The sequence below is a fragment of the Phenylobacterium sp. genome, from assembly GCF_030693405.1.
Classification (GTDB): Bacteria; Pseudomonadota; Alphaproteobacteria; order Caulobacterales; family Caulobacteraceae; genus Phenylobacterium.
In genome coordinates, this window is record NZ_JAUYAW010000071.1 from 25,080 (window position 1) to 46,908 (window position 21,829).

19 protein-coding genes are annotated in these 21,829 nt (G+C 67.4%); 9 read left to right on the forward strand and 10 right to left on the reverse strand.

Annotated elements, in window-relative coordinates; translation table 11 throughout:
* The first annotated feature begins 17 nt into the window (after positions 1–17).
* Positions 18–1,127 (forward strand): NAD(P)/FAD-dependent oxidoreductase, encoded by a 1,110-nt coding sequence (locus tag Q8N19_RS14925; RefSeq protein WP_305591989.1) that lies wholly within the window; start codon positions 18–20, stop codon positions 1,125–1,127.
* Here Q8N19_RS14925 and Q8N19_RS14930 read toward each other — a convergent pair.
* From Q8N19_RS14930 to Q8N19_RS14940, 3 genes are all read right to left on the reverse strand, one after another.
* The gene (locus Q8N19_RS14930) at positions 1,111–2,532 is read right to left on the reverse strand and encodes an NAD(P)/FAD-dependent oxidoreductase (RefSeq protein ID WP_305591991.1); all 1,422 of its coding nucleotides are present in this window, start codon (positions 2,530–2,532) and stop codon (positions 1,111–1,113) included. The two genes, Q8N19_RS14925 and Q8N19_RS14930, sit on opposite strands and share 17 nt — an antisense overlap.
* The gene (locus tag Q8N19_RS14935; protein WP_305591993.1) at positions 2,529–3,245 is read right to left on the reverse strand and encodes a TVP38/TMEM64 family protein; all 717 of its coding nucleotides are present in this window, start codon (positions 3,243–3,245) and stop codon (positions 2,529–2,531) included. The genes Q8N19_RS14930 and Q8N19_RS14935 overlap by 4 nt, the downstream gene beginning before the upstream one ends.
* A 181-nt stretch (positions 3,246–3,426) precedes the next feature.
* Complete coding sequence (locus Q8N19_RS14940) at positions 3,427–6,249, reverse strand: TonB-dependent siderophore receptor (RefSeq protein ID WP_305591995.1); 2,823 nt, start codon at positions 6,247–6,249, stop codon at positions 3,427–3,429.
* A 519-nt stretch (positions 6,250–6,768) separates the two neighbouring features.
* Between Q8N19_RS14940 and Q8N19_RS14945 the strand changes: the two genes are divergently transcribed.
* Positions 6,769–7,272: an Lrp/AsnC family transcriptional regulator gene (locus Q8N19_RS14945; RefSeq protein ID WP_293318469.1), complete on the forward strand. Its 504-nt coding sequence runs from the start codon at positions 6,769–6,771 to the stop codon at positions 7,270–7,272.
* 86 nt (positions 7,273–7,358) lie between these two features.
* Here Q8N19_RS14945 and Q8N19_RS14950 read toward each other — a convergent pair whose 3' ends face one another.
* The gene (locus Q8N19_RS14950; RefSeq protein ID WP_305591998.1) at positions 7,359–8,954 is read right to left on the reverse strand and encodes an amidohydrolase; all 1,596 of its coding nucleotides are present in this window, start codon (positions 8,952–8,954) and stop codon (positions 7,359–7,361) included.
* A gap of 468 nt (positions 8,955–9,422) precedes the next feature.
* On the opposite strand from Q8N19_RS14950, the gene Q8N19_RS14955 reads away from it, so the two are divergent.
* From Q8N19_RS14955 to der, 7 genes are all read left to right on the forward strand, one after another.
* On the forward strand, positions 9,423–9,827 hold the full coding sequence (locus Q8N19_RS14955; RefSeq protein WP_305592000.1) for a DUF6249 domain-containing protein: 405 nt from the start codon (positions 9,423–9,425) through the stop codon (positions 9,825–9,827).
* A gap of 22 nt (positions 9,828–9,849) precedes the next feature.
* Entirely contained in the window at positions 9,850–10,428 is a 579-nt protein-coding gene (locus Q8N19_RS14960) for an RNA polymerase sigma factor (protein WP_305592002.1), read from the forward strand.
* Positions 10,415–10,801: a hypothetical protein gene (locus Q8N19_RS14965; RefSeq protein WP_305592004.1), complete on the forward strand. Its 387-nt coding sequence runs from the start codon at positions 10,415–10,417 to the stop codon at positions 10,799–10,801. The genes Q8N19_RS14960 and Q8N19_RS14965 overlap by 14 nt, the downstream gene beginning before the upstream one ends.
* Positions 10,802–10,803: 2 nt before the next feature.
* Positions 10,804–11,631 (forward strand): 3-methyl-2-oxobutanoate hydroxymethyltransferase, encoded by an 828-nt coding sequence (gene panB / locus Q8N19_RS14970; RefSeq protein WP_305592020.1) that lies wholly within the window; start codon positions 10,804–10,806, stop codon positions 11,629–11,631.
* A 113-nt stretch (positions 11,632–11,744) separates the two neighbouring features.
* Positions 11,745–12,500, forward strand: a complete 756-nt coding sequence (locus Q8N19_RS14975) for a tetratricopeptide repeat protein (RefSeq protein WP_305592006.1) — start codon at positions 11,745–11,747, stop codon at positions 12,498–12,500.
* The gene (locus Q8N19_RS14980; RefSeq protein WP_305592008.1) at positions 12,497–13,882 is read left to right on the forward strand and encodes a PQQ-binding-like beta-propeller repeat protein; all 1,386 of its coding nucleotides are present in this window, start codon (positions 12,497–12,499) and stop codon (positions 13,880–13,882) included. The genes Q8N19_RS14975 and Q8N19_RS14980 overlap by 4 nt, the downstream gene beginning before the upstream one ends.
* Positions 13,883–14,020: 138 nt before the next feature.
* Positions 14,021–15,592 (forward strand): ribosome biogenesis GTPase Der, encoded by a 1,572-nt coding sequence (der, locus tag Q8N19_RS14985; protein ID WP_371133871.1) that lies wholly within the window; start codon positions 14,021–14,023, stop codon positions 15,590–15,592.
* Here the strand turns inward: der and Q8N19_RS14990 are convergent.
* The 6 genes from Q8N19_RS14990 to alr all read right to left on the reverse strand — a co-directional run.
* A complete protein-coding gene (locus Q8N19_RS14990) occupies positions 15,546–16,301 on the reverse strand; it encodes an SDR family NAD(P)-dependent oxidoreductase (RefSeq protein ID WP_305592010.1) in 756 nt (251 codons plus the stop codon). The two genes, der and Q8N19_RS14990, sit on opposite strands and share 47 nt — an antisense overlap.
* Positions 16,302–16,310: 9 nt before the next feature.
* Positions 16,311–17,309: a bile acid:sodium symporter family protein gene (locus tag Q8N19_RS14995; RefSeq protein WP_371133872.1), complete on the reverse strand. Its 999-nt coding sequence runs from the start codon at positions 17,307–17,309 to the stop codon at positions 16,311–16,313.
* Positions 17,306–18,796: an amidophosphoribosyltransferase gene (purF, locus tag Q8N19_RS15000; protein WP_305592012.1), complete on the reverse strand. Its 1,491-nt coding sequence runs from the start codon at positions 18,794–18,796 to the stop codon at positions 17,306–17,308. The genes Q8N19_RS14995 and purF overlap by 4 nt, the downstream gene beginning before the upstream one ends.
* Entirely contained in the window at positions 18,793–19,401 is a 609-nt protein-coding gene (locus Q8N19_RS15005; protein ID WP_305592014.1) for a CvpA family protein, read from the reverse strand. Before Q8N19_RS15005 ends, purF begins: the two co-directional genes overlap by 4 nt.
* On the reverse strand, positions 19,398–20,777 hold the full coding sequence (gene radA / locus Q8N19_RS15010) for a DNA repair protein RadA (protein ID WP_305592016.1): 1,380 nt from the start codon (positions 20,775–20,777) through the stop codon (positions 19,398–19,400). The genes Q8N19_RS15005 and radA overlap by 4 nt, the downstream gene beginning before the upstream one ends.
* A 59-nt stretch (positions 20,778–20,836) precedes the next feature.
* Positions 20,837–21,829: alanine racemase (alr, locus tag Q8N19_RS15015; protein WP_305592018.1), on the reverse strand; the 993-nt coding region annotated here is incomplete at its 5' end.

Sequence of the window (21,829 nt, forward strand, 5' to 3'; positions counted from 1 at the left end):
GGGCGGTTTTCCGGCGCATGAGACTGGTCCTGGTGGGCGCGGGCCACGCCCACCTGCACCTCTTGGCGCAGGCCGGCGCCCTCCGGGCGGCGGGCCTGGACGTCACCCTGATCGCGCCCGCCGGGTTCCACTATTCGGGCCTGGCGACCGGCGTGCTGTCGGGGGCTCTGCCTTCTGCGGCCGCCCGGATCGATGTCGCGGCCCTGGCGGCGTCCCGCCATGTGCAACACCTGCAGACTACGGTCGAGGGCGTCGATCTTTCGGCCCGCATTGTCCGGCTGGCTCGGGGCGCTGATCTTCCCTTCGACCTGGTGTCGTTCAATGTGGGATCGACGGTCCAGGATCCGATGGGGCTGGCCGGGGCGGCGGAGGTCTGGCCGGCCAAGCCGCTGTCTCGCCTGTTTGACCTGAAGGCCCGCCTGGAGGCGGAGCTCAAACGCGAGGGGCCTCCGCCCAGGGTGGTGGTGGCCGGCAGCGGCCAAACGGGGTTCGAGATCGCCGCCGCCATCGCAGGCCTCTGCGCCCGCCATGGTCAGCAGGCCGATGTCACCATCGTCAGCCGAACCACGCCCCATTGGGGTCCGGCTGCGGCCCTCGCCAGCCTGAGACGCCGTCTGGCGGCGCGAGGGATCGTGGTGGCGATCGGCGAGGTCGTGGGTCGCGAGGCGGGACACTGTCGCCTGGCCGATGGGCATAGCTTGGCCTGCGACATGCTGGTCCTGGCCGGAGGTCTCGTGGCGCCGCCTCTGATCAGCGGTCTAGGCCTGCCGACCGATGACGCGGGCCGGTTGCGGGTCACGCCGGCGCTACATGCCCGCGACGATCCCGCCGTCTTCGCCGCAGGGGACTGCGCTGTGATAGAGGCCTCGCCGCGGCCGCCGGTCGGCGTCTTTGGCGTCCGAGCCGCGCCCATTCTCGCGGCCAACCTCATGGCCCGGGCCCAGGGCGGCGCCTTGCGCGCTTATGAGCCCCAGCGGCGCTGGCTCTCGATCATGGACCTCGGCGACGGGACCGGGCTCGCGCTTCGCGGGCGGTTGTGGTGGCGGGGTCGCGCCGCGCTGTGGCTCAAGCGCCGCCTGGATCTCGGCTTCGTCGCCGCCGCCCGCGGCCTCAGGCCAGGCGCTTGAGGATCGAAACCACCTTGCGGGTGCGCGCGGAGAACAGCGCCGGCGTGTACCACTGCCCCGCCAGGCGCTTGCTGATCTCGCCCCGGGTCGGATAGGGGGCGATCATGCCGGTGATCTGGCTGAGCTTCAGTCCGGCTGACAGCACCAGGGCCCAGAGCGCGATGTGGTCGCCGGCGTGCCGGCCCACCAGGGTCACGCCCAGAACCTTGCCCTTGGCCGTGGTGATCAGCTTGCCCATTCCACGGGTGTCGCCCTCGGCGATGGCTCGGTCGTTGCCGGCGAAGTCGAAGACCTCAACGCGAATATCGTCCCCATGGGCCTTGCGCGCCTCAGCCTCGCTGAGGCCCACCGCGGCGAGCTCGGGGTCGGCATAGGTCACCCGGGGCGTGGCCAGATTGTCGGCGTTGACCGGCAGACCAAAGATGGCGCGGCGCACCACCAGGCCCGCATGGGCGCCGGCGAGATGGGTGAACTGGCCGCGGCCTGCGGCGTCGCCCACGGCATAGACGCGGCGGTTGCTGCTGCGCAGGGATTTGTCGGTGATGACGCCGTCGCGGTTCCGCTCGATCCCGGCCGCCGCCAGGTCGAGGTCGTCCAGGGCCGGCTTGCGACCCACCGCCACCAGCAGGTGGGAGCCCGAGATGCGGGTCTCGCCGCTCGCGTCCTCGACCACCAGTGTGGGGCCGGCCTCCACCCGGATGGCCTTGCGGCCGGCCATCAGTTCCACCCCATCAGCGCGAAGCTGTTCGATCACGATGGCGGCGGCGGCGGGGTCCTCGCGACCGAGGATCTTGTCAGCCTCGACGATCACCACTTCGCTGCCCAGGCGGCGGAAGGCCTGGCCGAGCTCCACCCCGATGGGGCCGCCCCCCAGGACGATCAGGCGCGACGGCGCCTCGGTCAGCTCGAAAACCGACTCGTTGGTGAGATAGGGGACCGTGTCGAGACCGGGAATCGGCGGAACCGCCGCGCTGGAGCCGGTGGCGATGACGATCTTGCGCGCGCGGACGCTCAGGCTCGCGCTGCCAACGGTGCGGGCGTCAAGGAAGCGGGCGGGTTCCCGGACCACCGTGACGCCCAGGCCTTCGAAGCGTTCCTGGCTGTCGTGGGGCGCAATGGCGGCGATGGCGGCGTGCACATGGGCCATGACCTGGGCGAAATCCACCACAACCTCTGGGGCATGCACCCCCAGCGCCTTGGCGTGTCGGGCCTCATGGGCGGCCGACGCTGCGGCGATCAGGGCCTTGGACGGGACGCAGCCATAGTTGAGGCAGTCGCCGCCCATCTCGCCCTTCTCGAACAGCACGACCTTCAGCCCCAGCTGGGCGGCGCCTGCGGCCACCGAAAGCCCACCGGAGCCTGCGCCGATGACGGCCAGATCCGCCTTGATCACTTTGCCGGTCACAGGGCGTCTCCGGTCTTGGCGCGGCGGCGCTGATAGAGGGTGACCCCCAGCGACAGCAGGCCAAGCGCCACCAGCGGACCGAGGATATTGGGCTGGAAGATGACCCCGAGGTCCGGCGCCTCGCCGCGGGCCAGCAGATCGCCGATGCCGGCGCCGATGCCGCTATAGATGAAGGTGGCCGGCATGATGCCGATGAAGGTGGCGAGCGCATAGGGCGCCAGGGGCGCATGGGCCAGGGCCGCGGCCACATTGACCAGCCAGAAGGGCGCCAGGGGGATCAGCCTCAAGGTCAGAATGTAGCCGAAGGCGCCGGCGGCGACCCCGTCGATGATCGCCTTGAGCCGGCCATTGGAGGCCTCTGCGCGCGCGCGCAAGGTGGCGCCCAGGGACGTGCGCACGGCATAGAAGACCGCGATCGCCCCGATCGTGGCGCCCACCACGGTGGCCGCGCCGCCGACCCAGATCCCAAAGAGGTAGCCGCCCGCCAGGGTGAGGATGACGGCGCCCGGCACGCTCAGCGCCGTCGACAGGGCATAGACGCCGATGAAGGTCAGCAGCGCCAGCGGCAGGTTGTCGGCCACCAGGGCGCGCAAGGCCGCCTCATGGGTCTGTAGGGCCTGAAGGTTCAGGAACCGGCCCAGGTCGCTGGTGAAGACCAGGATTAGCCCGATCGCCAGGATCAGCAGGGGCAGGTAGCGTTTCAGGTGAGTCATGGGTCCCCCAGGCACGGCCGCTGTCCTCGCCCGCGTTGCAGACAGCCGCCTGTCTGGTCTTCGTCGCCGGGCTGACCCTGGTTACAGCCCCGCCTGGGCGCCCGTCGCGAAAAAAGGGAACGGCGCGCCAGTCTTTCGACTGACGCGCCGCGCTTGTCCCGAAGGCTGGGCGGTCTGGCTTCTAGAAGGCCAGGCGCAGACCGACCCGGAAGGTCCGGCCCAGCACGTCGTAGAGGCTGCGGTTGGTCTGCAGATAACCGACCGTATTCTCGGCGCCCAGGACGTTCGGGTTCGCCGTGAGGGGCGGGTCATTGTTGAAGAGGTTCTTGATGGAGATATAGGCTTCGCCGCTGGCCCCGCTCTGGCCGAGGTCGAAGGCGTAGGTGGCCGAGGCGTCGAAGTAGAGAGCGCCTTCGATATTGTTGTCGTTGATCGTGTAGTAGGGCGGCGCAAGGGTCGGGCAAGCGCTGGTGCATTCGGTATAGGCGTTGCTGATGACCCCGTCGCTCACCCCGCGGGCGGTGAAGTTCAGGCTGATCGGTTCGAGTTCATAGGCGGCGGTCACCCGGTAGGACCAGTCCGGCGTCGCGCTGATATTTGAGCCGGCCAGGTCGATGGCGGTGACGCCGTTGTCGGTGACGTTTTCGATGTAGTGCGTGGCCATGGCCCGCAGCGTCAGGTCGCCGGCTGCGCTGGGGATGAAGGCGTCGAGCGACGTCCGGTAGGACGCTTCGATGTCCAGGCCCTTGGCGCTCAGGCTGTTCAGGTTTTCGTAGTACAGATCGATAAAGGCCAGCTGACCGTTCTGGTAGCGGAGATTGTTGCAGTATTGCTGAGCGTTGTTGAGCAGGCAGAAGTCGGCTGCCTGCTGCGCCGTGACGAAGTCGATCACCCCTTCGACCTTGATCTCGTAGTAGTCGAGCGAAGCGGCGAAGCCGGGCAGGAAGCTCGGCTGGAAGACGACTCCCAGGCCAAGCCCGTCGGCCACTTCCGGCTGGACGTTGATATTGCCCTGCAGGTTCTGGACGAAGGCGGTGGAGACCCCGTTGATCGAGACGGCGTTGCTGCGCGCAGTGCCGGCGTCGAACAGCTCGCTCATATTGGCCGCCCGGATGTCCCGCGACGCGGTTGCGCGCAGGGTGATGTCCGGGATCGGCGAATAGGTCAGGCCAGCCTTCCAGGTGGTGACGCCGCCCGAGGTGCTGTAGCGCGTGTAGCGGGCCGCGCCGTTGAAATCGAGGCCCTCCATGATCGGGACCAGGGTCTCGATATAGCCTTCGACAACGTCATACTCGCCTTTGGTGACCTTGTAGTTGCCGTACTTCCAGCCGGCCTGGGACTCGGCGTCGACCTCACCATCGAGGGTTTCATTGCGCCATTCTGCGCCGAAGGCGATATCGATCGGGCCGGCCCAGCCGGTGAAGTCGGTGGTGAAGTTCACCGCCGCCACGTCCTGGACAAACTCCTGGGTGCGCAGCGGCTGACCCAGCACGTAGTCGATGGCCGCCTGGCTGGCGACGCCGATCCCGAAGCGGTTCAACGGGACGCAACCGTTGGAGGGAGAGGTCAAGGTTGAGCGGCAGACGATCTGGCCCGTGGTCGGATGCACCACGGCGTCCGTGGCGAGCGTCAAGCGTGTATTGTTCCAGGTCGGGGTCAGCTCTTCACGGGTCTTTGTCACCCCGTGCTGGTAGTAGGCGTCCCAGCCGAAGTCGCGGCCGAAGAGGCTGAAGTCGCCGTCGGCGCCGACCACGTAGCGGGAGGTCTCGCGGATGTTGTTGCTGCCCGACCACGGGAAGTCGGCGGTGCCTGAGCCCATGACGAAGGAGGTCAGGCCCAGGGTCGTCATCTGGTTGCGGACAGATGCGGGCAGGAAGGCGTTGTCCGACCGGATCGTGATCCCGGTGCTGGTGGGCTGGATATAGTAGCTTAAGCCCTCGTACCGGGCGTAGGAAGCCTGGGCGAAGACATTGATATTGGGGGCGACCTCATAGCTGACGCGACCAAAGAAGCTGTCGCGGTCTTCGTCCGGCAGAAGGGAGTTGGTGCCATTCAGGCTGGAGGTGTACTCCCAGTCGCCGCCGATCATCCACTGGCCGGAGACCTGGCCATAGGCCAGCTGATTGACCGACCCGTTGACGCCGAAATAGGTGCCCCGCAGGGGGCCAGCGGTGATCAGGCCGCCCGGGGTGTAGGACGATATGCCCACATTGTCGGCCACCACATAGAAGGGCTGACCCGCGGCCGTGTTCGGGTTGCGGATCGCGAAGTGGCCGGACTTGTTCCAGTCCCGGCTGACGCCATGAATCCCCTCCTGGCTGACTGTCTCGGCGCTCAGGAGAATGTGGCCCTTGCCATCGGCGAAGGGTGATCCGGCGGTGAAGTTGTACTTCCAGTTCTCGCCGTCACCATAGGTGGTCTCGCCGTACTCGGCGGTCATCTTCAGGCCGGTATAGGCCTTGTCGAGGATGAAGTTCACCACGCCGCCGACGGCGTCGGAGCCATAGGCCGACGAGGCGCCGCCGGTCACAACCTCGACCCGCGAGATCAGCGACTGCGGGAAGGTGTTGGTGTCCACCTGACCCGTGGCGGCCGACACCACCGAGCGCTGACCGTCGAACAGAACCAGGGTCCGACCCGTGCCAAGGGCGCGCAGGTTCAGGGCGCTGATGCCGGCCTGGCCGTTGCTGAGCGATCCGGACGAGCTTGAGGCGGTTACTGAACCCGCCACGGAGGGCAGGGTGTTGACGAAGTCGGCGATATTGGCCGGCGCCTCGGCGAGGATTTCGGCTGAGCCCAGCACGTTGACGGGCGTTGGCGCGTCGTAACCGTCGCGCACGATGCGCGAACCGGTCACGACGACCTCTTCGAGTTCAGCGCTGGGGCCCGTCTGGGCCAGGGCGGGAACGGCCTGAGCCATCAGGGCCGCAGCGCTGGCCGTGGCCAGGGCGTAGCGACGCAGGCGGCGCGAGGCGGTGGTGGTCGATGGAGACGGATAGATCATGACGATTCTCGACTTTTCTTTAGGGCCGCTCGCGCCTGGGGCGTGAAGGACCGTCGCGCGCGCCCCCCAAAGGCGTGCGTCAGCAGGAGAAGGTCGCGGACGACCCTCGCTTCTCATTGTGCGGATAGGCGCCTGGCGCGACGTGGATCGGGGAGGTGATCCCTCGTCAGGCTGGAGCCCTAGGCTCTGGACCCTGGCGGTCAGCTCGCGCCAAGGTGGGGCAGGCTGATTAAGGGCTGCCGCGCCAGCTCGGAACGCTATCGGTTAGGCGCGCCCCGTCGCGCCGGCAAGGACGGGCCAATTTGATCGGTCGGACACACATGGAGACTACCCCCGGTTATATTTGTTCCAATGCGTCAGTTGCTAACGACCCAAGTTGCCGACACCCTCTGCAACCGCCGGTCGCTAACTCAGCGAATTCAGATTAGTTTGGATTGTTGATCATCCGTCTGGATATCTAAGGATTTTATGCGTAAATCGTCTATCTGCTGTCGATTTACGCATTGAAGCGGGAATTGCATGTCGAAATTCGAACACGTTGGTTTGGACGCTATCGACTTCCAAATTCTTCGGGAGCTGTCGATTGATGGACGGGCGTCCGATGTCTGGTTGGGCGAGAAAATAAACCTGTCCAGCACCGCGGTCGCACGTCGCCGCAAAATTCTTGAAGAGCGCCAGGCGGTGCTCAGCTATTCCGCTGATCTGAATATGCCGATGTTGGGATTCAGCGTCGTGGTGTTTGTGGCGATCGAGCTGAGTTCTCAGGCCGAGCGGGCCTTGAACGAGTTCGAACGCGAAGTAGTCAAGTGTCCCTCGGTGTCATACTGTGGATTCGTTTCCGGGGACACGGACTTCCTCATCATGCTGAACGTGGAGTCCTTCGAGGACTATGACCGGGTCTATCGGCGGGAGCTGTCTATGCTTCCCCATGTGTCCCGGATCCGCAGCAGCTTCGTGATCCGCGAAGTGGCGCGGCGCTCTACGCCGCCCATCGTGTTCCAGGATCGCACCGAGGGCCGCTGAAACTCTGCTGGCCAGTCGATTACTGTCCGCCTTGAGTAGTTTCGGCGTCCCGCGCCAAGGGGATAACGCGGGACGCCGCCTTGGGACTATTTCTTCGCCGGGAGATTGGGGTAGGCGATCCCAAGTTGTTCCAGATAGGTGTCGTACTTGCTGGGGTCGTAATAGAACGGCTCCATCTTGGGCCGCATCCGGGCCATAATGTCCTCGTTCAGATGAATGCCCGGCATGTCCGTGTCAGCGAGCACAGGATCATATTTCTGATCTTTGAGCTGCACGTTCTGGAAGTAATCCTTGGCCTCGGCGACCAGGCTGGGCGTTGTCACCAGATCCAGAATGGTCATGGCGACGGCCTCGGCGCCCACCACCACGCCCTTGTGGGCGATCGGCGTGGCCATGGCGATGGCCGCGGTCACATGGTGACCGATGGTGTTGGGGATGTTTGAGGGATAGCGGATGGTGATGGTCGGCACCGTCCACATGATGTCGCCGATGTCGTCGGAGCCGCCGCCCATGGAGATCCCGCGGGAGTCCGGCGTCGACAGTTCGGCGATCTCCGTGGCCAGGGGTTCGACCTTCAGATGGTTGGCTTCCTGGGTCGCGCGGGCGAAGGCTTGGTCGGCCTCGCTCCACTGCGGCATGCCCACCGCCCTGATGTTGGCATAGGCGGCTTCGGCCAGGGGCTTGTTGCCGTAGTTCGGCGCCGCATAGCCGAGAACCCGGCGTTCGACCCGAGTGTCTGTCGCCATGGCGGCGGCCTCGGAGATCCGGTTGCCGATCTCATAAAGGCCGCGGATGGTCTCGAAGTTCTGCTCCCGGAAATAGTACCAGACGCTGGCTTCACCGGGCACGATGTTGGGCTGTCCGCCCCCATTGGTGATCACATAGTGCGATCGCTGTGTGACGGGCAGGTGCTCGCGCCGCATGTTCCAGGCGGTGTTCATCAGCTCGACGCCGTCCAGGGCGCTGCGTCCGGCCCAGGGGGCGCCGGCCGCGTGGGAGGTCTTGCCGTGGAAGGTGTATTCCACCGAGACCATGCCGTTGTTGCCGGCCGGTCCCCAGCCGGTGGAGAAGTCGCGGCTCACATGGCTGAAGATGTTGACGTCGACGTCGTCGAACAGGCCCTCGCGCACATAGAAGGCCTTGGTCGCCAGCAGTTCCTCGGCCACCCCGGGCCAGATCATCAGGGTGCCCGGCAGGTTGTTGGCCTGCATGATGTCCTTGGCGGCCAGGGCGGCGACAACCATCATCGGCATGCCGGAATTGTGGCCTTCCCCATGCCCGGGGGCGCCTTGAACCTGGGGCTTCAGCTCAGGAGAGCCTGGGGTCTGCGACAGGGCCAGCAGGGCGTCAATATCGCTGCCCAGGCCGATCTTCGGGCCGCCGGAGCCCCAGGTGGCGGTCCAGGCCGTGGGGATGCCTGCGACGCCGCGCTCGATCTTGAAACCGTTTTCCTCAAGGATCTTGGTGACATATTCCGAGGTGCGGAACTCCTGGAAGCCAGGTTCGGCGAAGCTGTAGATGGAATCGACCATCTCCTGGGCGAGCTTGGCCCGGCTCTTCACGCCTTCCGAGGCCGCAGCCTTCATCTCCGGCGGCGCGGCCGCCTGCGCGATCGCGCCGGGCAGATAGAGCGCGGTGGCGAGCAGGATCGCGGTAAAGGATCTGGTGCGGCTGGCAGCCATATGGTCGTCCCCCAACTGTGTTCACGGCGGCCTGAACGCCAGGCGAAATCCCGGCGCCGCCTCTCAAGATCAACTGCCTGGTCCTCATGGCGGCTCGATCCTGCAAACCCCTGCGGCCAACGCGGCCTTCTGCGCAGGAAATTCAATCAAATCGACCAAAAATCTTCGAAAACCATCAGTAATAGCGAGCGCATCATACAAAACCGGCGCTGTAAACGCGTGGGTTGATGAGCCGGTGTCAAATCGCCTGACGTCCCCGGTGATGATGATTTTTTATGCGAGCGCCAAGCCTCACCGCACAGATGATGGCAGTCCCTGGACGCCGCCCATGGGGCGCTTCCTCGGGGATCAGGGCCCAATCATGACCAAGATTTCATGGCGGAGCTTGCATCTGTCGGGGACGGCGCGCGCCTCTTATGGTGTGAACGGGTCAGAAGCGCCCGACCGCGCCTAGATAGGAAAACTCCCATGGACGTCGCCATCGCCGGCATTATTTCAAGCGTCTTCACAACCGCGATCGTGTTCAGCGCGATCGTCGCCATCGTCGTCGTGCCCCGCTATCTCAAGGCCAAGGAACGCGCCGCGCTCCACAAGACGATCCAGGCCGCCTATGAACAGGGCCAGCAGCTGCCGCCCGAACTGATCCAGGCCTTGACCCACGACGTGAAGATCAAGCCCAAGGCCTCGCCTGCGCGGGATCTGCGGACCGGGATCATCTGGGTCGGGGTCGCGGTGGGGCTGGCGGCCTTCGGCTACGCCCTCGGCTTTGAAGAGCCTGACGCCACCTACATCTTCCTGGGCATCGCCGCCTTCCCCGGCTTCATTGGCCTGGCCTTCATCCTGATGTCCTTCATCGGTCGGGATAAGGCCTGATCGCGCGCGGCGGGGAACAGCCATGTCGCGGGCCGAACGACACCGACTTTCCAGTCTGCATGACGTCGAGCTGGCCAGCCTGGCCGCATCCGGCGACCGCCAGGCCTTTGGCGAACTCGTGCGCCGGCATGGTTCAGCGGTCCGGGCGCTGTTACGGCGGATGGGTATGAGCGCGGCCGAAGCCGACGATCTGGCCCAGGACGCCTTCATTTCGGCCTTTGAATCGATCGCCGAGTTTCGAGGCGAGGGGGCCTTCGGGGGCTGGGTCAAGAAGATCGCGGCCCGGGCCTGCATGCGCCGGATTCAGAAGGATCGACAATTGCGGGCGCGCCTGGAGACTGCCGACCTGCAGGAGACCGTCGAGCCCTCAGACCCGGGCCGGCGCATGGACCTGGATGAGGCGCTAAAGGGCCTCGGTGACGCCGAACGACTCTGTGTCAGTCTCTGCTATGGAGCAGGGCTGTCCCACGCCGAGGCGGCGGAGGCCTTGAACCTGCCGCTTGGAACGGTCAAATCCCATGTCAAACGTGGTCTGGATAAGCTCAAGGCCCGACTGGCGCCTGAGGGCGAGGCGATGGAGGGACGGCGTGGCAATGGCTGAGATGGAGGTTGAACGCACCATCGAGCGCCTGTTCGCCCGCGCCCCCGAATGCCCGGATGCTGACCTCTTCGCTGAACGGGTGCAGAAGCGGCTTGACCGTGGCTGGGCCGCCCGGCGGGTGCTGATCGGCGCGGCCGGCCTGGTGGGTGGCGTCATCGGCGCCAGTCAGCTGATCATGTCCAATCTGTTTTCACGCGCCGAGGCGGCCTCAACCGAATCGGCCCGCGTGCTGACCAGCGGCGTCCGCCAGCTGGCGCCGCAGGCCGAATGGCTGTTGAACGGCCCGGCCGGGATCGAGGCCATCTGGCTGGTGGCTGGCCTCGCCGTCGTCGCCATGGGGCTCGTCCTGACCCGTATCATCGAGGAGATCTGACCCTGTCCGCCCAACGCCAGGAGACGGTGCGACGCCTTGCGGCGCCCGACATCACCGGACGAAAGGGCAAGACGCCGATCGTCTGCCTGACCGCCTACACCGCCCCCATGGCGGAGTTGCTGGATGACGCCTGCGACCTGCTGCTGGTGGGAGACTCGGTCGGCATGGTGATCCACGGCCTGCCCAATACCGTCGGGGTCACCCTTGAGATGATGATCCTGCACGGCCAGGCGGTGATGCGCGGCTCGCGCAAGGCCATGGTGGTCGTCGACATGCCCTTCGGGTCCTATGAGGGCTCGGCTGAGCAGGCCTATGCCAACGCCGCGCGCCTGATGAAAGAGACCGGCGCCCAGGCGGTGAAGGTGGAGTCTGGCCCCACGGTCGCTGAAACCATCGACTATCTGGTCAAGCGCGGCATTCCGGTCATGGGCCATGTTGGCCTCAGGCCGCAGGCTGTGCTGGTGGATGGCGGGTTCCGCGCCAAGGGCCGCGGCGAGGCCGAGCGGGCGAAGATTCTCGATGAGGCGCGCGCCACCGCCGCGGCCGGCGCCTTCGCCCTGGTGGTCGAGGGGGTGGCCGAGGGGCTGGCCCGGGAGATCACCCAGGCGGTGGATGTGCCTACCATCGGTATTGGCGCCTCGGCCGGGTGCGACGGGCAGATCCTGGTGACCGACGACATGCTCGGCCTCTTCGACTGGACGCCCAAGTTCGTCCGTCGTTATGCCGACCTGCGAGGGGAAATCCTTGGCGCGGTGCAGACCTATGCCGAGGATGTCCAGGCGCGGCGGTTCCCGGGACCGGCGGAAATCTATTTTCCCAAGGCCGGTTAGCAGCCGCATCGGGCCTTATGCGTCGCAGCGGCCGGGCGGCGTTGCGGCGCGACCGCTTGCACTATAGGTTCGCCGCCTCTGATTTCGTCGCCTGAGCGCGGGGTTTCCAATTCGTGACTGACGTTTTTGAAGAGGTCGAGGAGCAACTCCGCGCCGACCGCTACAAGACGCTCGCCCTGCGCGCCCTTCCGTGGGTGCTGGGTGGGCTTGCCCTGGTGCTGGTCATCGTCCTGGGGGTGTGGGGCTGGAACGCCCTTCAGACCCGGTCCATGGCCGAGGCCTCCGAGGCCTATGCCGAAGGCGTCGAAGCCTTTGGCGCCGGCGACATGAACAAGGCCGAGCAGCGCTTCGCCGAAGTGGCCGCCGAGGGGCCGGACGGTTACGCCGCCCTGGCCCTGATGCAGCAGGCGGGGCTGCGGGTGAATGACGGCGATATCGATGCGGCGGTAAAGCTGTTCGATGAGGCGGCCGACAAGGCCCCGGACCCGATCCTGGCCGACGCCGCCCGCCTCAAATCCGCCTTCGCCCTGCTCGATACCGCTCCCCTGTCGGAGTTGAAGACCCGGCTGGAGCCGCTGACCGAGGACGGGCGTCCCTATCGCGCCCTGGCTCTCGAGGCCCTGGCCTTCGCCAAGCTCATGGGGGGCGAGATGGATGAGGCCCGTGCCGATTTCGGCGTTCTCGCCCTGATGCCAGGGGTCTCGGAACTGGCCCGGCAGCGGGCCCAGGCCGCCCGGGCGATGATCGACTCCGGCACCGCCGGGGCGCTGCCTGAAGCGGTCAAGGCTTCGCGCGCGCTCCCTGAGCCCGCTTCCGACGATGCGGCCGCCGCCCAGGCGCCGCAGCAGCAAGGTTCTGCTCCGCAATGATCCTGTCCCGCCCTTCGATGGTCGCCGTCCTCTTGGCCAGCACCGTTGCGATCTCCGGCTGTTCGACCGTCAATCGCCTCAATCCCTTCGATCGGGATGATGGTCCTCAGGAGATCGCCAGCGAGGGCGAGCGCATCTCGGTCATCGCCTTCAACGACACGATCGAGCCGTCAGACACCCTGACGGGCGCCGACTTCTTCCTGCCGACGCCCTACGCCCGGTCGGACTGGCCGCTGCCGGGCGGCGTTCCTGAGCAGGCGTCCGAGCACATCGAGGCGCCGGTCGGATTCAATATCGCCTGGCGCCGGAACTTCGGCGAAGGCTCGGGCCGTGGCCATCATGTCACCGCCCCGCCGGTGGCCGCCGATGGTCGGCTCTATGTGATGGACGGCTCGGCCCAGGTCTCGGCCATCGATCTCAAGACCGGCCGGACAGTCTGGAGCGTCGATCTGAAGCCGTCACGCCGCGCTGAGCGGGAAGGCTTCGGCGGCGGTGTGGCCTATGCGGGCGGCAAGCTCTATGTCACCTCCGGCTACCGCTTCGTGGCGCGCCTGGACGCCGCCACGGGCGCCTCGGAATGGCGTCGAGAGACCGAGCAGCCGATCCATGCCGCCCCCACTGTGACGGCCGGCCGCGTGATGGCGGTGGCGATCGACAACACCCTGCTGACCTTCGAGACCGCCACCGGCGCGCCGAGCTGGACCTATCAGGCCCTGAGCGAGCCCGCCCGGATCCTCGGCGCCTCGACCCCGGCGGTGTCGGGCGACACCGTGGTCGCCGCCTTCAGCTCCGGCGAACTGGTGGCCTTGCGCAGCGGTAACGGCAATGACCTCTGGAACGAGGGCCTGTCGCGGGGCAGCCGCACCAACGCCCTGTCTGAGATCCGCGACATCGCGGGCCGCCCCGCGATCTATCGGGGCGACGTTTACGCGGTCAGCCATGCGGGCGCCTTCGCCGCCATCGACCTGCGCACCGGCGCGCCGCGCTGGACCCTGCCTGTGACCTCCACCACCACGCCGTGGCCGGCTGGGGATGTGGTCTATGTGGTCTCCAAGGCCGGGGAGGTGATCTGCGTCTCCCGGGAGAGCGGCCAGGTCTACTGGATCCGCGACCTGAATGAAGGCGTGACGCCCAAGAAGGTCGGCGGTGTTCTGGGCATCGGCGGTCGTCCGGGCGCCAAGCCCCTGTGGACGGGTCCGCTGTTGGCCTCAAACAAGCTGATCGTCGCCTCCTCGACCGGGGAGCTGGCCGTACTGGATCCCAAGACCGGCGCGGTGGACCGCAAGATGAACCTCGGCTCGAGCGTCCTCCTGGAGCCAATCGCGGCCGACGGGATGGTCTATGTGGTGACCGACGACGCCCAGGTGATCGCCCTGCGTTAGAGGGAGGGAGCCGGCGCGCCGGCTCAACCCCGACGTTCCTGTGTCATTCAATCCGCGCCTGCGGCGCGGATTAGCACTATTTGAGCGGAATCTGGTCTATGGAGACCAGCTTCTGTTCCAGCGCGCCAGGGGGCGCCTATGCCGCTCAAAATCGCCATCGTCGGCCGTCCGAATGTGGGCAAGTCCACGCTCTTCAACCGGCTGGCCGGACGGAAGCTCGCCATCGTCGATGACCTGCCCGGCGTCACCCGGGACCGCAAGTTCGCGTCGGGCCGGCTGGGCGATGTCGACCTGGAGCTGATCGACACGGCCGGCTTCGAAGACGTCACCGACGAGAGCCTGGAGGCGCGGATGCGCCAGCAGACCGAACTCGCCGTCGAGGAAGCCGACCTGATCCTGTTCGTCATGGATTCCCGCGAAGGCGTCGCCCCGATGGACGAGGTGTTCGGCGAGCTGCTGCGCAAGTCGAGCAAGCCGGTGATCCTCCTGGCCAACAAGGCCGAGGGGCGGCAAGGCGACGACGGGACCCTGGACGCCTTCCGGCTGGGGTTCGGCGAGCCGATCCCCGTCTCAGCCGAGCATGGTGAGGGTATGGCTGATCTCTATGCAGAGGTCGTCCGCCTGTTCCCCGAAGCTGGCGAGGACGAGGACGATGGCGGCATCAAGCCGGTACAGCTGGCCATTGTCGGGCGTCCCAACGCCGGCAAGTCCACCCTGGTCAACCGCCTGATCGGCGAAGACCGGCTGCTGACGGGCCCTGAGGCGGGCATCACCCGCGACTCGATCCCGGTCGACTGGACCTGGGATGATCGGGCCATACGCCTGGTGGACACCGCCGGCCTGCGTCGCAAGGCCAAGGTCCAGGAAAAGCTCGAGCGCCTCTCCACCCAGGACACCATCCGCGCCATCACCTTCGCCGAGGTGGTGCTGCTGGTCATGGACGCCACCCATCCCCTGGAGATCCAGGACCTGCAGATCGCCGATCTGGTCGAGCGGGAGGGCCGCGCCCTGGTCTTCGTCCTGGCCAAATGGGACCTGGTGGAAGATCCGCAGATCCGCCTTAAGGAGCTTGAGGAAGAGGTCTCGCGCAAGCTGCCGCAGGTGCGCGGCGCGCCCATGATCGCCCTGTCGGCGGAGACGGGCCGCAATCTGGACCGGCTAATGCCGGCGGTCTTCAAGGCGCACGATGACTGGTCAACCAAGGTCAAGACCCGCGACCTGAACGACTGGCTGGCCATGGCCGTTCAGCGCCACCCGCCGCCGGCGGTGAATGGGCGCCGGGTCCGTCCCAAGTACATCACCCAGACCAAGGCGCGGCCGCCGACCTTCGTGCTGTTCGCCAGCCGGGCCAGCACCTTGCCCGACAGCTATCGCCGCTATCTGATCCACTCGATCCGCGAGAGCTTCGACCTGCCTGGCGTTCCGGTGCGGCTGACCGTGAAGTCCGGGGCCAACCCCTATGCCGAGGGTGAGTCCCGATCGCCGGGACCGTCCCGCACCGCGCCTCGCAAGGCCAAGGCCAAGACAGGCTCCTCCAAGCCCGGGGCCAAGAAGCCTCTGGGCGCCAAGACGGGCAAGCCGGTCAAGGCCGGCAAGCCCTCGCGGCCGAGCAAGTCTTCAGGGTTCGGCGGCGCCAAGGCCCGTCCCACCCGCGCCCGTCCGGTCAGTGGCCGGAAGACGCCTTCGAAGCCTTCCACGCGGAAAAGCTGATCGGCGCGTCGGGCTGACCCAGGTCGGCCTGGGCCAGATCTACGATCATCGGCCCGATCTCGGCTGGATCCGGCAGGCTGCCCGGATCCTCGCCCGGCATGGCTTCGGCGCGCATCTTGGTGCGCATGGCGCCTGGATCGATCAGGGCCGCCCGCACGCTCGTGTTCTCAAGCTCGTCCGCCCAGGTGCGCACCAGATGATCTGTGGCGGCCTTGGTGGCCCCGTAGGCGCCCCAGAAGGCCTTCGGCCGGGCCACGCGACCGCTGGTGAAGATGAGGGCCCGACCTGCCGGCGCGGCCTTGAGCAGCCGCTCGGTGCTGCGCAGCAGGCGGTAGGTCGCCGTGAGATTGATGGCGACGGTCTTGTCCCAGGCCGGCGGATCAATGTGAGAGATGGGGCTCAGGCCCCCCAGGACGGCTGCGGCGTGGACCAGGATGTCCAACTTGCCGTGACGCTCGTGGATGGCGAGCCCCAGCTGGTCGATCCCGTCGCCCTGCGCCAGGTCCATGGGAACCAGGGTGGCGGCCTGGCCTGAAACCGCGCGGATCTTGTCGTCCAGAACCTCAAGGCCCCCTTGGGTGCGGGCCACGCCAATCACATGGGCCCCAGCCTGAGCCAGGGCGATGGCGCACTCCCGCCCGATGCCACGGCTGGCGCCGGTGACCAGGGCGACACGGCCGGCGAGGGGCAGGTTGGGGGTATCCGTCATGGGAACTGTCTAGCTGGCTTCTGAGGGGCCATCGGCCCGTTTGGCATAGTGTCCGGCGATGGCCGCGCAGGCCATCAGCTGGAACTGGTGATAGAGCATGATGGGCAGCAACACGAAGCCCACCGTGGCGGCAGGGAACAGGACGGCGGCCATGGGCGCGCCCGCCGCCAGACTCTTGTTGGAGCCGCCAAACAGGATGGTCGCCTCGTCCTCCACCGGGAACTTCATGCGTCGGCTGATCCAGACGGTCCAGCCCACGGAGGCGACCAGCAGGACGAGACAGATGAGCGACAGGCGCACCAGGTCGCCCACAGACACCTGGCTCCAGATGCCGACGGCCACGGCGCCGGAAAAGGCGTTGTAGACCACCAGCAGGATCGAGCCCCGGTCGACGAGACTGGCCTGCTTGGCGTGGCGCTGAATGAAGCCGCCGATCCATCGGCGCAGGAGCTGACCGGCGATGAACGGGACCAGCAGTTGCAGCAGGATGGCCTCGAACGCCCCCCAGGACAGACCGCCCCCCTGCGCGCTCAGCAGGACGCCCACCAGCAGGGGCGTGATCGCGATCCCCAGGATATTTGACGCCGAGGCGCCGCAGACGGCGGCGGCCACATTGCCCCGGGCCACAGCGGTGAAGCCGACCGCCGACTGGATGGTGGAGGGCAGGCAGCCCAGATAGATCAGGCCGGGCGCGAGCGCCGCTGGCACGATCCAGGGCGGCAGGGTCGAGAACGCCAGCCCCGCGAGCGGAAACAGGGCGAAGGTGGTGCCTAGAACCACCAGATGCAGACGCCAGTGCGCGATGCCCGCCACCACGGCCTGGGGCGAGAGCTTGGCGCCGTGCAGGAAGAAGACCAGGGCGACGCCGATCTTGGTCGCGATCCCCACCACTTCGGCAGCCTGTCCTCGGGCTGGCACGAGGGAGGCGAACACCACCGTGGCCAGGATGGCCAGGATGTAAGGGTCGATCTTGAACCGGGCGAGCGCGCCGCGAACGGCGCCGATCACGCGTCGACCAGGAAGGTCAGTTGGCGCTCATCGGCCGCATTCCGGCCCTCGGCGATCTCCCGGTCGAGCAGTCGGGTCGGATAGTCGCCCGTGAAGTAGTGGTCGGTGAACTGGGGCGCGGCCGGGTCCCGGGGCTCGGACTCCATGGCCCAGTAGAGGCCGTCCACCGAGAGGAAGCCGAGGCTGTCGACCTCCAGCATCTTGGCCATCTCGGCGATGGTGTTGTTGGCCGCCAGCAGCTGCTCGCGCTCAGGCATGTCGATGCCGTAGAAGTCGGGCCACATGATGGGCGGCGAGCCGGAGCGAAGGTGAACCTCCTTGGCGCCGGCCTCACGCACCATCCGCACCACCCGCAGGGAATTGGTGCCGCGGACGATGGAGTCGTCGATCAGCATCACCCGCTTGCCGGCGAGAACGGCGCGATTGGGCGACAGCTTCATGCGCACGCCAAGCTCCCGGGCGCCCTGGGTCGGCTGGATGAAGGTGCGGCCCACATAGTGGTTACGCATGATGCCCATCTCATAGGGCACGCCAGTCTCCTGGGCGTAGCCGAGCGCCGCAGGCACGCCGGAGTCGGGCACGGGCACCACCACGTCGCAGGGTGGCGCGCTCTCCTGGGCCAGGCGACGACCCATGCGCTTGCGCACCTCATAGACCGAGCGGCCGTTCACCACGGAATCGGGGCGGGCGAAATAGACATATTCGAAGATGCAGGGGCGGGCCCGGGCGGCGGGGAAGGGCCGCAGGCTCTCGACGCCGTTCTCGTCGATCACCACCATCTCGCCATGTTCGATGTCGCGGACGAACCGGGCGCCGATCATGTCGAGGGCGCAGGTCTCGGATGCCAGGACCCAGGTGTTGTCGAGCTTGCCCAGAACCAGCGGGCGGATGCCCAGGGGATCGCGGACGCCGATCAGCTTCTTGTTGGTGAGCGCCACGAGGGCGTAGCCGCCCTCGATCATCGACAGGGCGTCGATGAAGCGGTCGGTCATCCGCCCCTTCCTCGAGCGAGCCACCAGATGGAGGATAACCTCGGAGTCCGACGTCGACTGGAAGATAGCGCCCTCGGCCACCAGATGCTGGCGCAGGGTGAGGAAGTTGGTGAGGTTGCCGTTGTGGGCCAGCGCGATGCCGCCGCTTTCCAGATCGGCGAACATCGGCTGGACGTTGCGGATGAAGCTGCCGCCAGCGGTGGAGTAGCGGGTGTGGCCGATGGCGGCCCCGCCAGGCAGGCGTTGGGCGAGATCGGCGTCTCCGAAGGCCTCGCCGACGCGGCCCATGTGGCGTTCAGTGTGGAAGCGGTGGCCATCGAAGCTGGCGATCCCGCAGGCTTCCTGCCCCCGGTGCTGCAGAGCGTGGAGCCCCAGGGCGGTGAGACCTGCGGCCTGGGCCGCGCCATAGACCCCGAAGACGCCGCACTCGAGCCTCAGGCTGTCGTCATCAGGGTCTCGGACCGGGGGGGACCAGATCTCAGAAGCCGGGCTCATCGGGATTTCTCCACCAGATCGTCGATGTCGTCGCGCGCGCGCTCGTCATAGCCTTCTTCCGAAGGCGGATCACCCGCGCCGTCGCGAACCGCGCTAGCAATCGCTGGCCGTAGCCGATCGGCCACATCCATTCCCTTGGGCGCGAAGGCTTTCAGCACCTCGCCGGCCGCCTTGGTCAAGGGATAAAGCGCCGCACCGGCGATCCATTGCGGCATCCGATCTGGCGGGGTCGCGGCGTTGAAGGCCAGGCTGAAGGCGCCGAGCACCACCAGGGAGCGCACCAGGCCAAAGCCGGCGCCGATCAGTCGATCGAGAAAGCCCAGGACGTCCGTGGCCTGCACCCGGGCGGCCATGTTCCCTCCGATGAGGCGCAGAACCACATAGACGGCCACAAACACCACGAGGATTGCGGCCACATTGGCGGCCCAGGCCGGCTCGACAATCCCCCGGAGGATCGGACCGGAGAAGCGCAGGCCCCAAAGGGCCGCCGCGCCGGCCACCAGCAGGGCGAGCACGGTCATCATCTCGCGGACCGCGCCCCGGAAGAAGCCGACGCCCGCCGAGATGGACAGCAGCCCCAGGGCGATGATGTCGAACAGGGTCAAGAGCGACCTTTCCAATCTTGCTCGCCGATCCTGGCGATGGCGTCGGCGAGCCGGGCGACCGGGTTGACCTTCATGCCCGTTCCGCCCTCGGCCTCCATGGGCGCAAGGGCCTGGCCGAAGCCCAGCTTGGCGGCCTCCTTCAGGCGTCCATCCATCCGGCTGACCTGCCGGATATCTCCCGACAGGCTGATCTCGCCGAACACCACGCAGTCCTGGGGCAGGGCGACGTCGAGGGCGGAGGAGGCCAGGGCGGCGGCGGCGGCCAGATCAGCGGCGGGCTCGGTGACGCGAAGGCCGCCGGCAACGTTCAGATAGACATCGCGGTCGCCGAAACCAAGGCCACACCTCGCCTCCAGCACCGCCAGCACCATGGCCAGCCGGCCGGAATCCCAGCCGACGACAGCCCGCCTCGGCGTGCCATAGGCACTGGGGGCGACGAGGGCCTGGATTTCCACCAGCACCGGCCGCGAGCCTTCGATGCCGGCGAACACCGCCGCGCCTGCCGCCCGTTCGCCAGAGGTGTTGAGGAACAGGGCCGAGGGGTTCACCACCTCCATCAGGCCGGCGTCGGCCATCTCGAATACGCCGATCTCGTCGGTGGCGCCGAAGCGGTTCTTGACGCCGCGAAGAATGCGGAACGGATAGCCCCGCTCACCCTCGAAGGTGAGCACGGCGTCGACCATGTGCTCGATGACCCTGGGGCCAGCTATGGCGCCTTCCTTGGTGACGTGGCCGACGAGGATGACAGCCACCCCGCGCTTCTTGGCGATGCGGACCAGTTCACCGGCCGCGGCGCGAACCTGGGTGACCGAGCCCGGCGCGGCCTCATGTGCATCGCTCCACATGGTCTGGATGGAGTCGATGATCACCAGATCGAAGGCGTCGCGCTTCAGGCCGTCCAGGATGATGCGCAGGGACGTTTCGGCGGCCAGTTGCACGGGGGCCTTGGCCAGGCCCATGCGGTGGGCGCGCGCGCGGACCTGCTCAACGGCCTCCTCGCCGGAAATATAGGCGCAGCGGGCGCCGCGCAGGGCCGCCTGGCCGACCACCTGCATCAGCAGGGTGGATTTGCCCACGCCTGGATCGCCACCCACCAGCAGGGCCGAGCCCGGCACCACGCCGCCGCCGCAGACCCGGTCGAATTCGGCCACGCCGGTGAGGATCCGCGGCGGCGCTGGGGTCTCCGCCTCAAGGGTCTCGAACACCAGGCCGCGCTGGCCCCGGCTGGACTTGGCGGGCGCGAGGGCTCCGGGCGGCCGCGACTGCGCCTCCTCGACCATGGTGTTCCAGGCCCCGCAGGCGGGACACTGGCCGGCCCATTTTCCGTGCACGCCGCCGCAGGACTGGCAGACATAGACCGCGCCGTCTCTGGCCAAGCCGGACTCCTGATTCGCTGATGGCGTAGTCTAACGCCCGGCGCCTGGGTTTGGCCGCCTTAGGCGCTCAAGGAGGCCTCGGCTCCGAGATAGCTGCGCTGGGCGCGGGTGGATAGCCGCACCAGGCATTCGTGCGCGATGCTGCCTGCTGCCTGAGCCTGATCGTCGAGCAGCGCGTGGGGCCCCAAAAGCTCGACCATGTCGCCAGGCTGGGCGGGCGCGTCCCCCAGGTCCACGACGGTCAGATCCATATCGACGATGTAGAGCCGGCGCAGCGCGCCCGCCGCCCAGGCCCGCCCGCCGCGGCGGGTGGCGCGGATGACGCCGTCGGCGTAGCCCGCGCCGACCAGGGCGACCCGGGTTGCGGCTTCGGCCCGGATCGTCGCGCCATAGCCGATGAGCTCTCCGGCGCCCACATGGCGGATGTCGAGAATGGGCGCCTCCAGCCGCGCCACCGCCCGGAGCCGGGAATCGGGCCGTTCCATGGGTCCGCCACCGAACAGGCTGATGCCCGGGCGGACGAGATCGAAACGATAGTCGGGTCCCAGAAAGGCGCCGGCGGAGGCGGCGAGGCTGGCCTTCGCTTGCGGGAAAAGCTGTCTGACGGCGCGGAAGACGGCCAGCTGCTCAGCATTGCGCCCGTGATCGGGGGTCGCGCCGCAGCCCAGGTGGCTCATCACCAGCTCAATCTCCAGGCCCCCGAGGCGGTCGGATTGAACGAGGGCTGCAGCCTCACCCCGGCCCAGGCCCTGGCGGTTCATGCCGGTGTCCACCTGCAGCGCGCAGGGCAGGGAGATTTCGGCGCCCAGCGCGAAACGACTGGCGGCGGCGACCTGGTCGAAACTGTTCAGCACGGGGATCAGACCGGCGGCCGCCAGCCGCGGGCCGCCGCCCGGCGTGAAGCCGTCAAGCACGAGAATGCGGGCGGGGCGGTGGGCCATGGCCGCGCGGAGCGCTTCGCCCTCCTCGAGCCGGGCGACGAAGAAGGTCCGGGCGCCCTCGGCCCAGAGGCGGCGCGCGACCGGCGCGGCGCCCAGGCCGTAGCCGTCGGC

Bases quoted from the DNA above. Each gene is read 5' to 3' on its own strand.
- der (WP_371133871.1), top strand. From the start codon at position 14,021: ATGCCGCTCAAAATCGCCATCGTCGGCCGTCCGAATGTGGGCAAGTCC.
- Q8N19_RS14935 (WP_305591993.1), bottom strand. From the start codon at position 3,245: ATGACTCACCTGAAACGCTACCTGCCCCTGCTGATCCTGGCGATCGGG.
- Q8N19_RS14960 (WP_305592002.1), top strand. From the start codon at position 9,850: ATGTCGCGGGCCGAACGACACCGACTTTCCAGTCTGCATGACGTCGAG.
- Q8N19_RS14925 (WP_305591989.1), top strand. From the start codon at position 18: ATGAGACTGGTCCTGGTGGGCGCGGGCCACGCCCACCTGCACCTCTTG.
- Q8N19_RS14955 (WP_305592000.1), top strand. From the start codon at position 9,423: ATGGACGTCGCCATCGCCGGCATTATTTCAAGCGTCTTCACAACCGCG.
- Q8N19_RS14950 (WP_305591998.1), bottom strand. From the start codon at position 8,954: ATGGCTGCCAGCCGCACCAGATCCTTTACCGCGATCCTGCTCGCCACC.
- purF (WP_305592012.1), bottom strand. From the start codon at position 18,796: ATGAGCCCGGCTTCTGAGATCTGGTCCCCCCCGGTCCGAGACCCTGAT.
- Q8N19_RS14945 (WP_293318469.1), top strand. From the start codon at position 6,769: ATGTCGAAATTCGAACACGTTGGTTTGGACGCTATCGACTTCCAAATT.
- Q8N19_RS14940 (WP_305591995.1), bottom strand. From the start codon at position 6,249: ATGATCTATCCGTCTCCATCGACCACCACCGCCTCGCGCCGCCTGCGT.
- Q8N19_RS14990 (WP_305592010.1), bottom strand. From the start codon at position 16,301: ATGACGGATACCCCCAACCTGCCCCTCGCCGGCCGTGTCGCCCTGGTC.
- Q8N19_RS14980 (WP_305592008.1), top strand. From the start codon at position 12,497: ATGATCCTGTCCCGCCCTTCGATGGTCGCCGTCCTCTTGGCCAGCACC.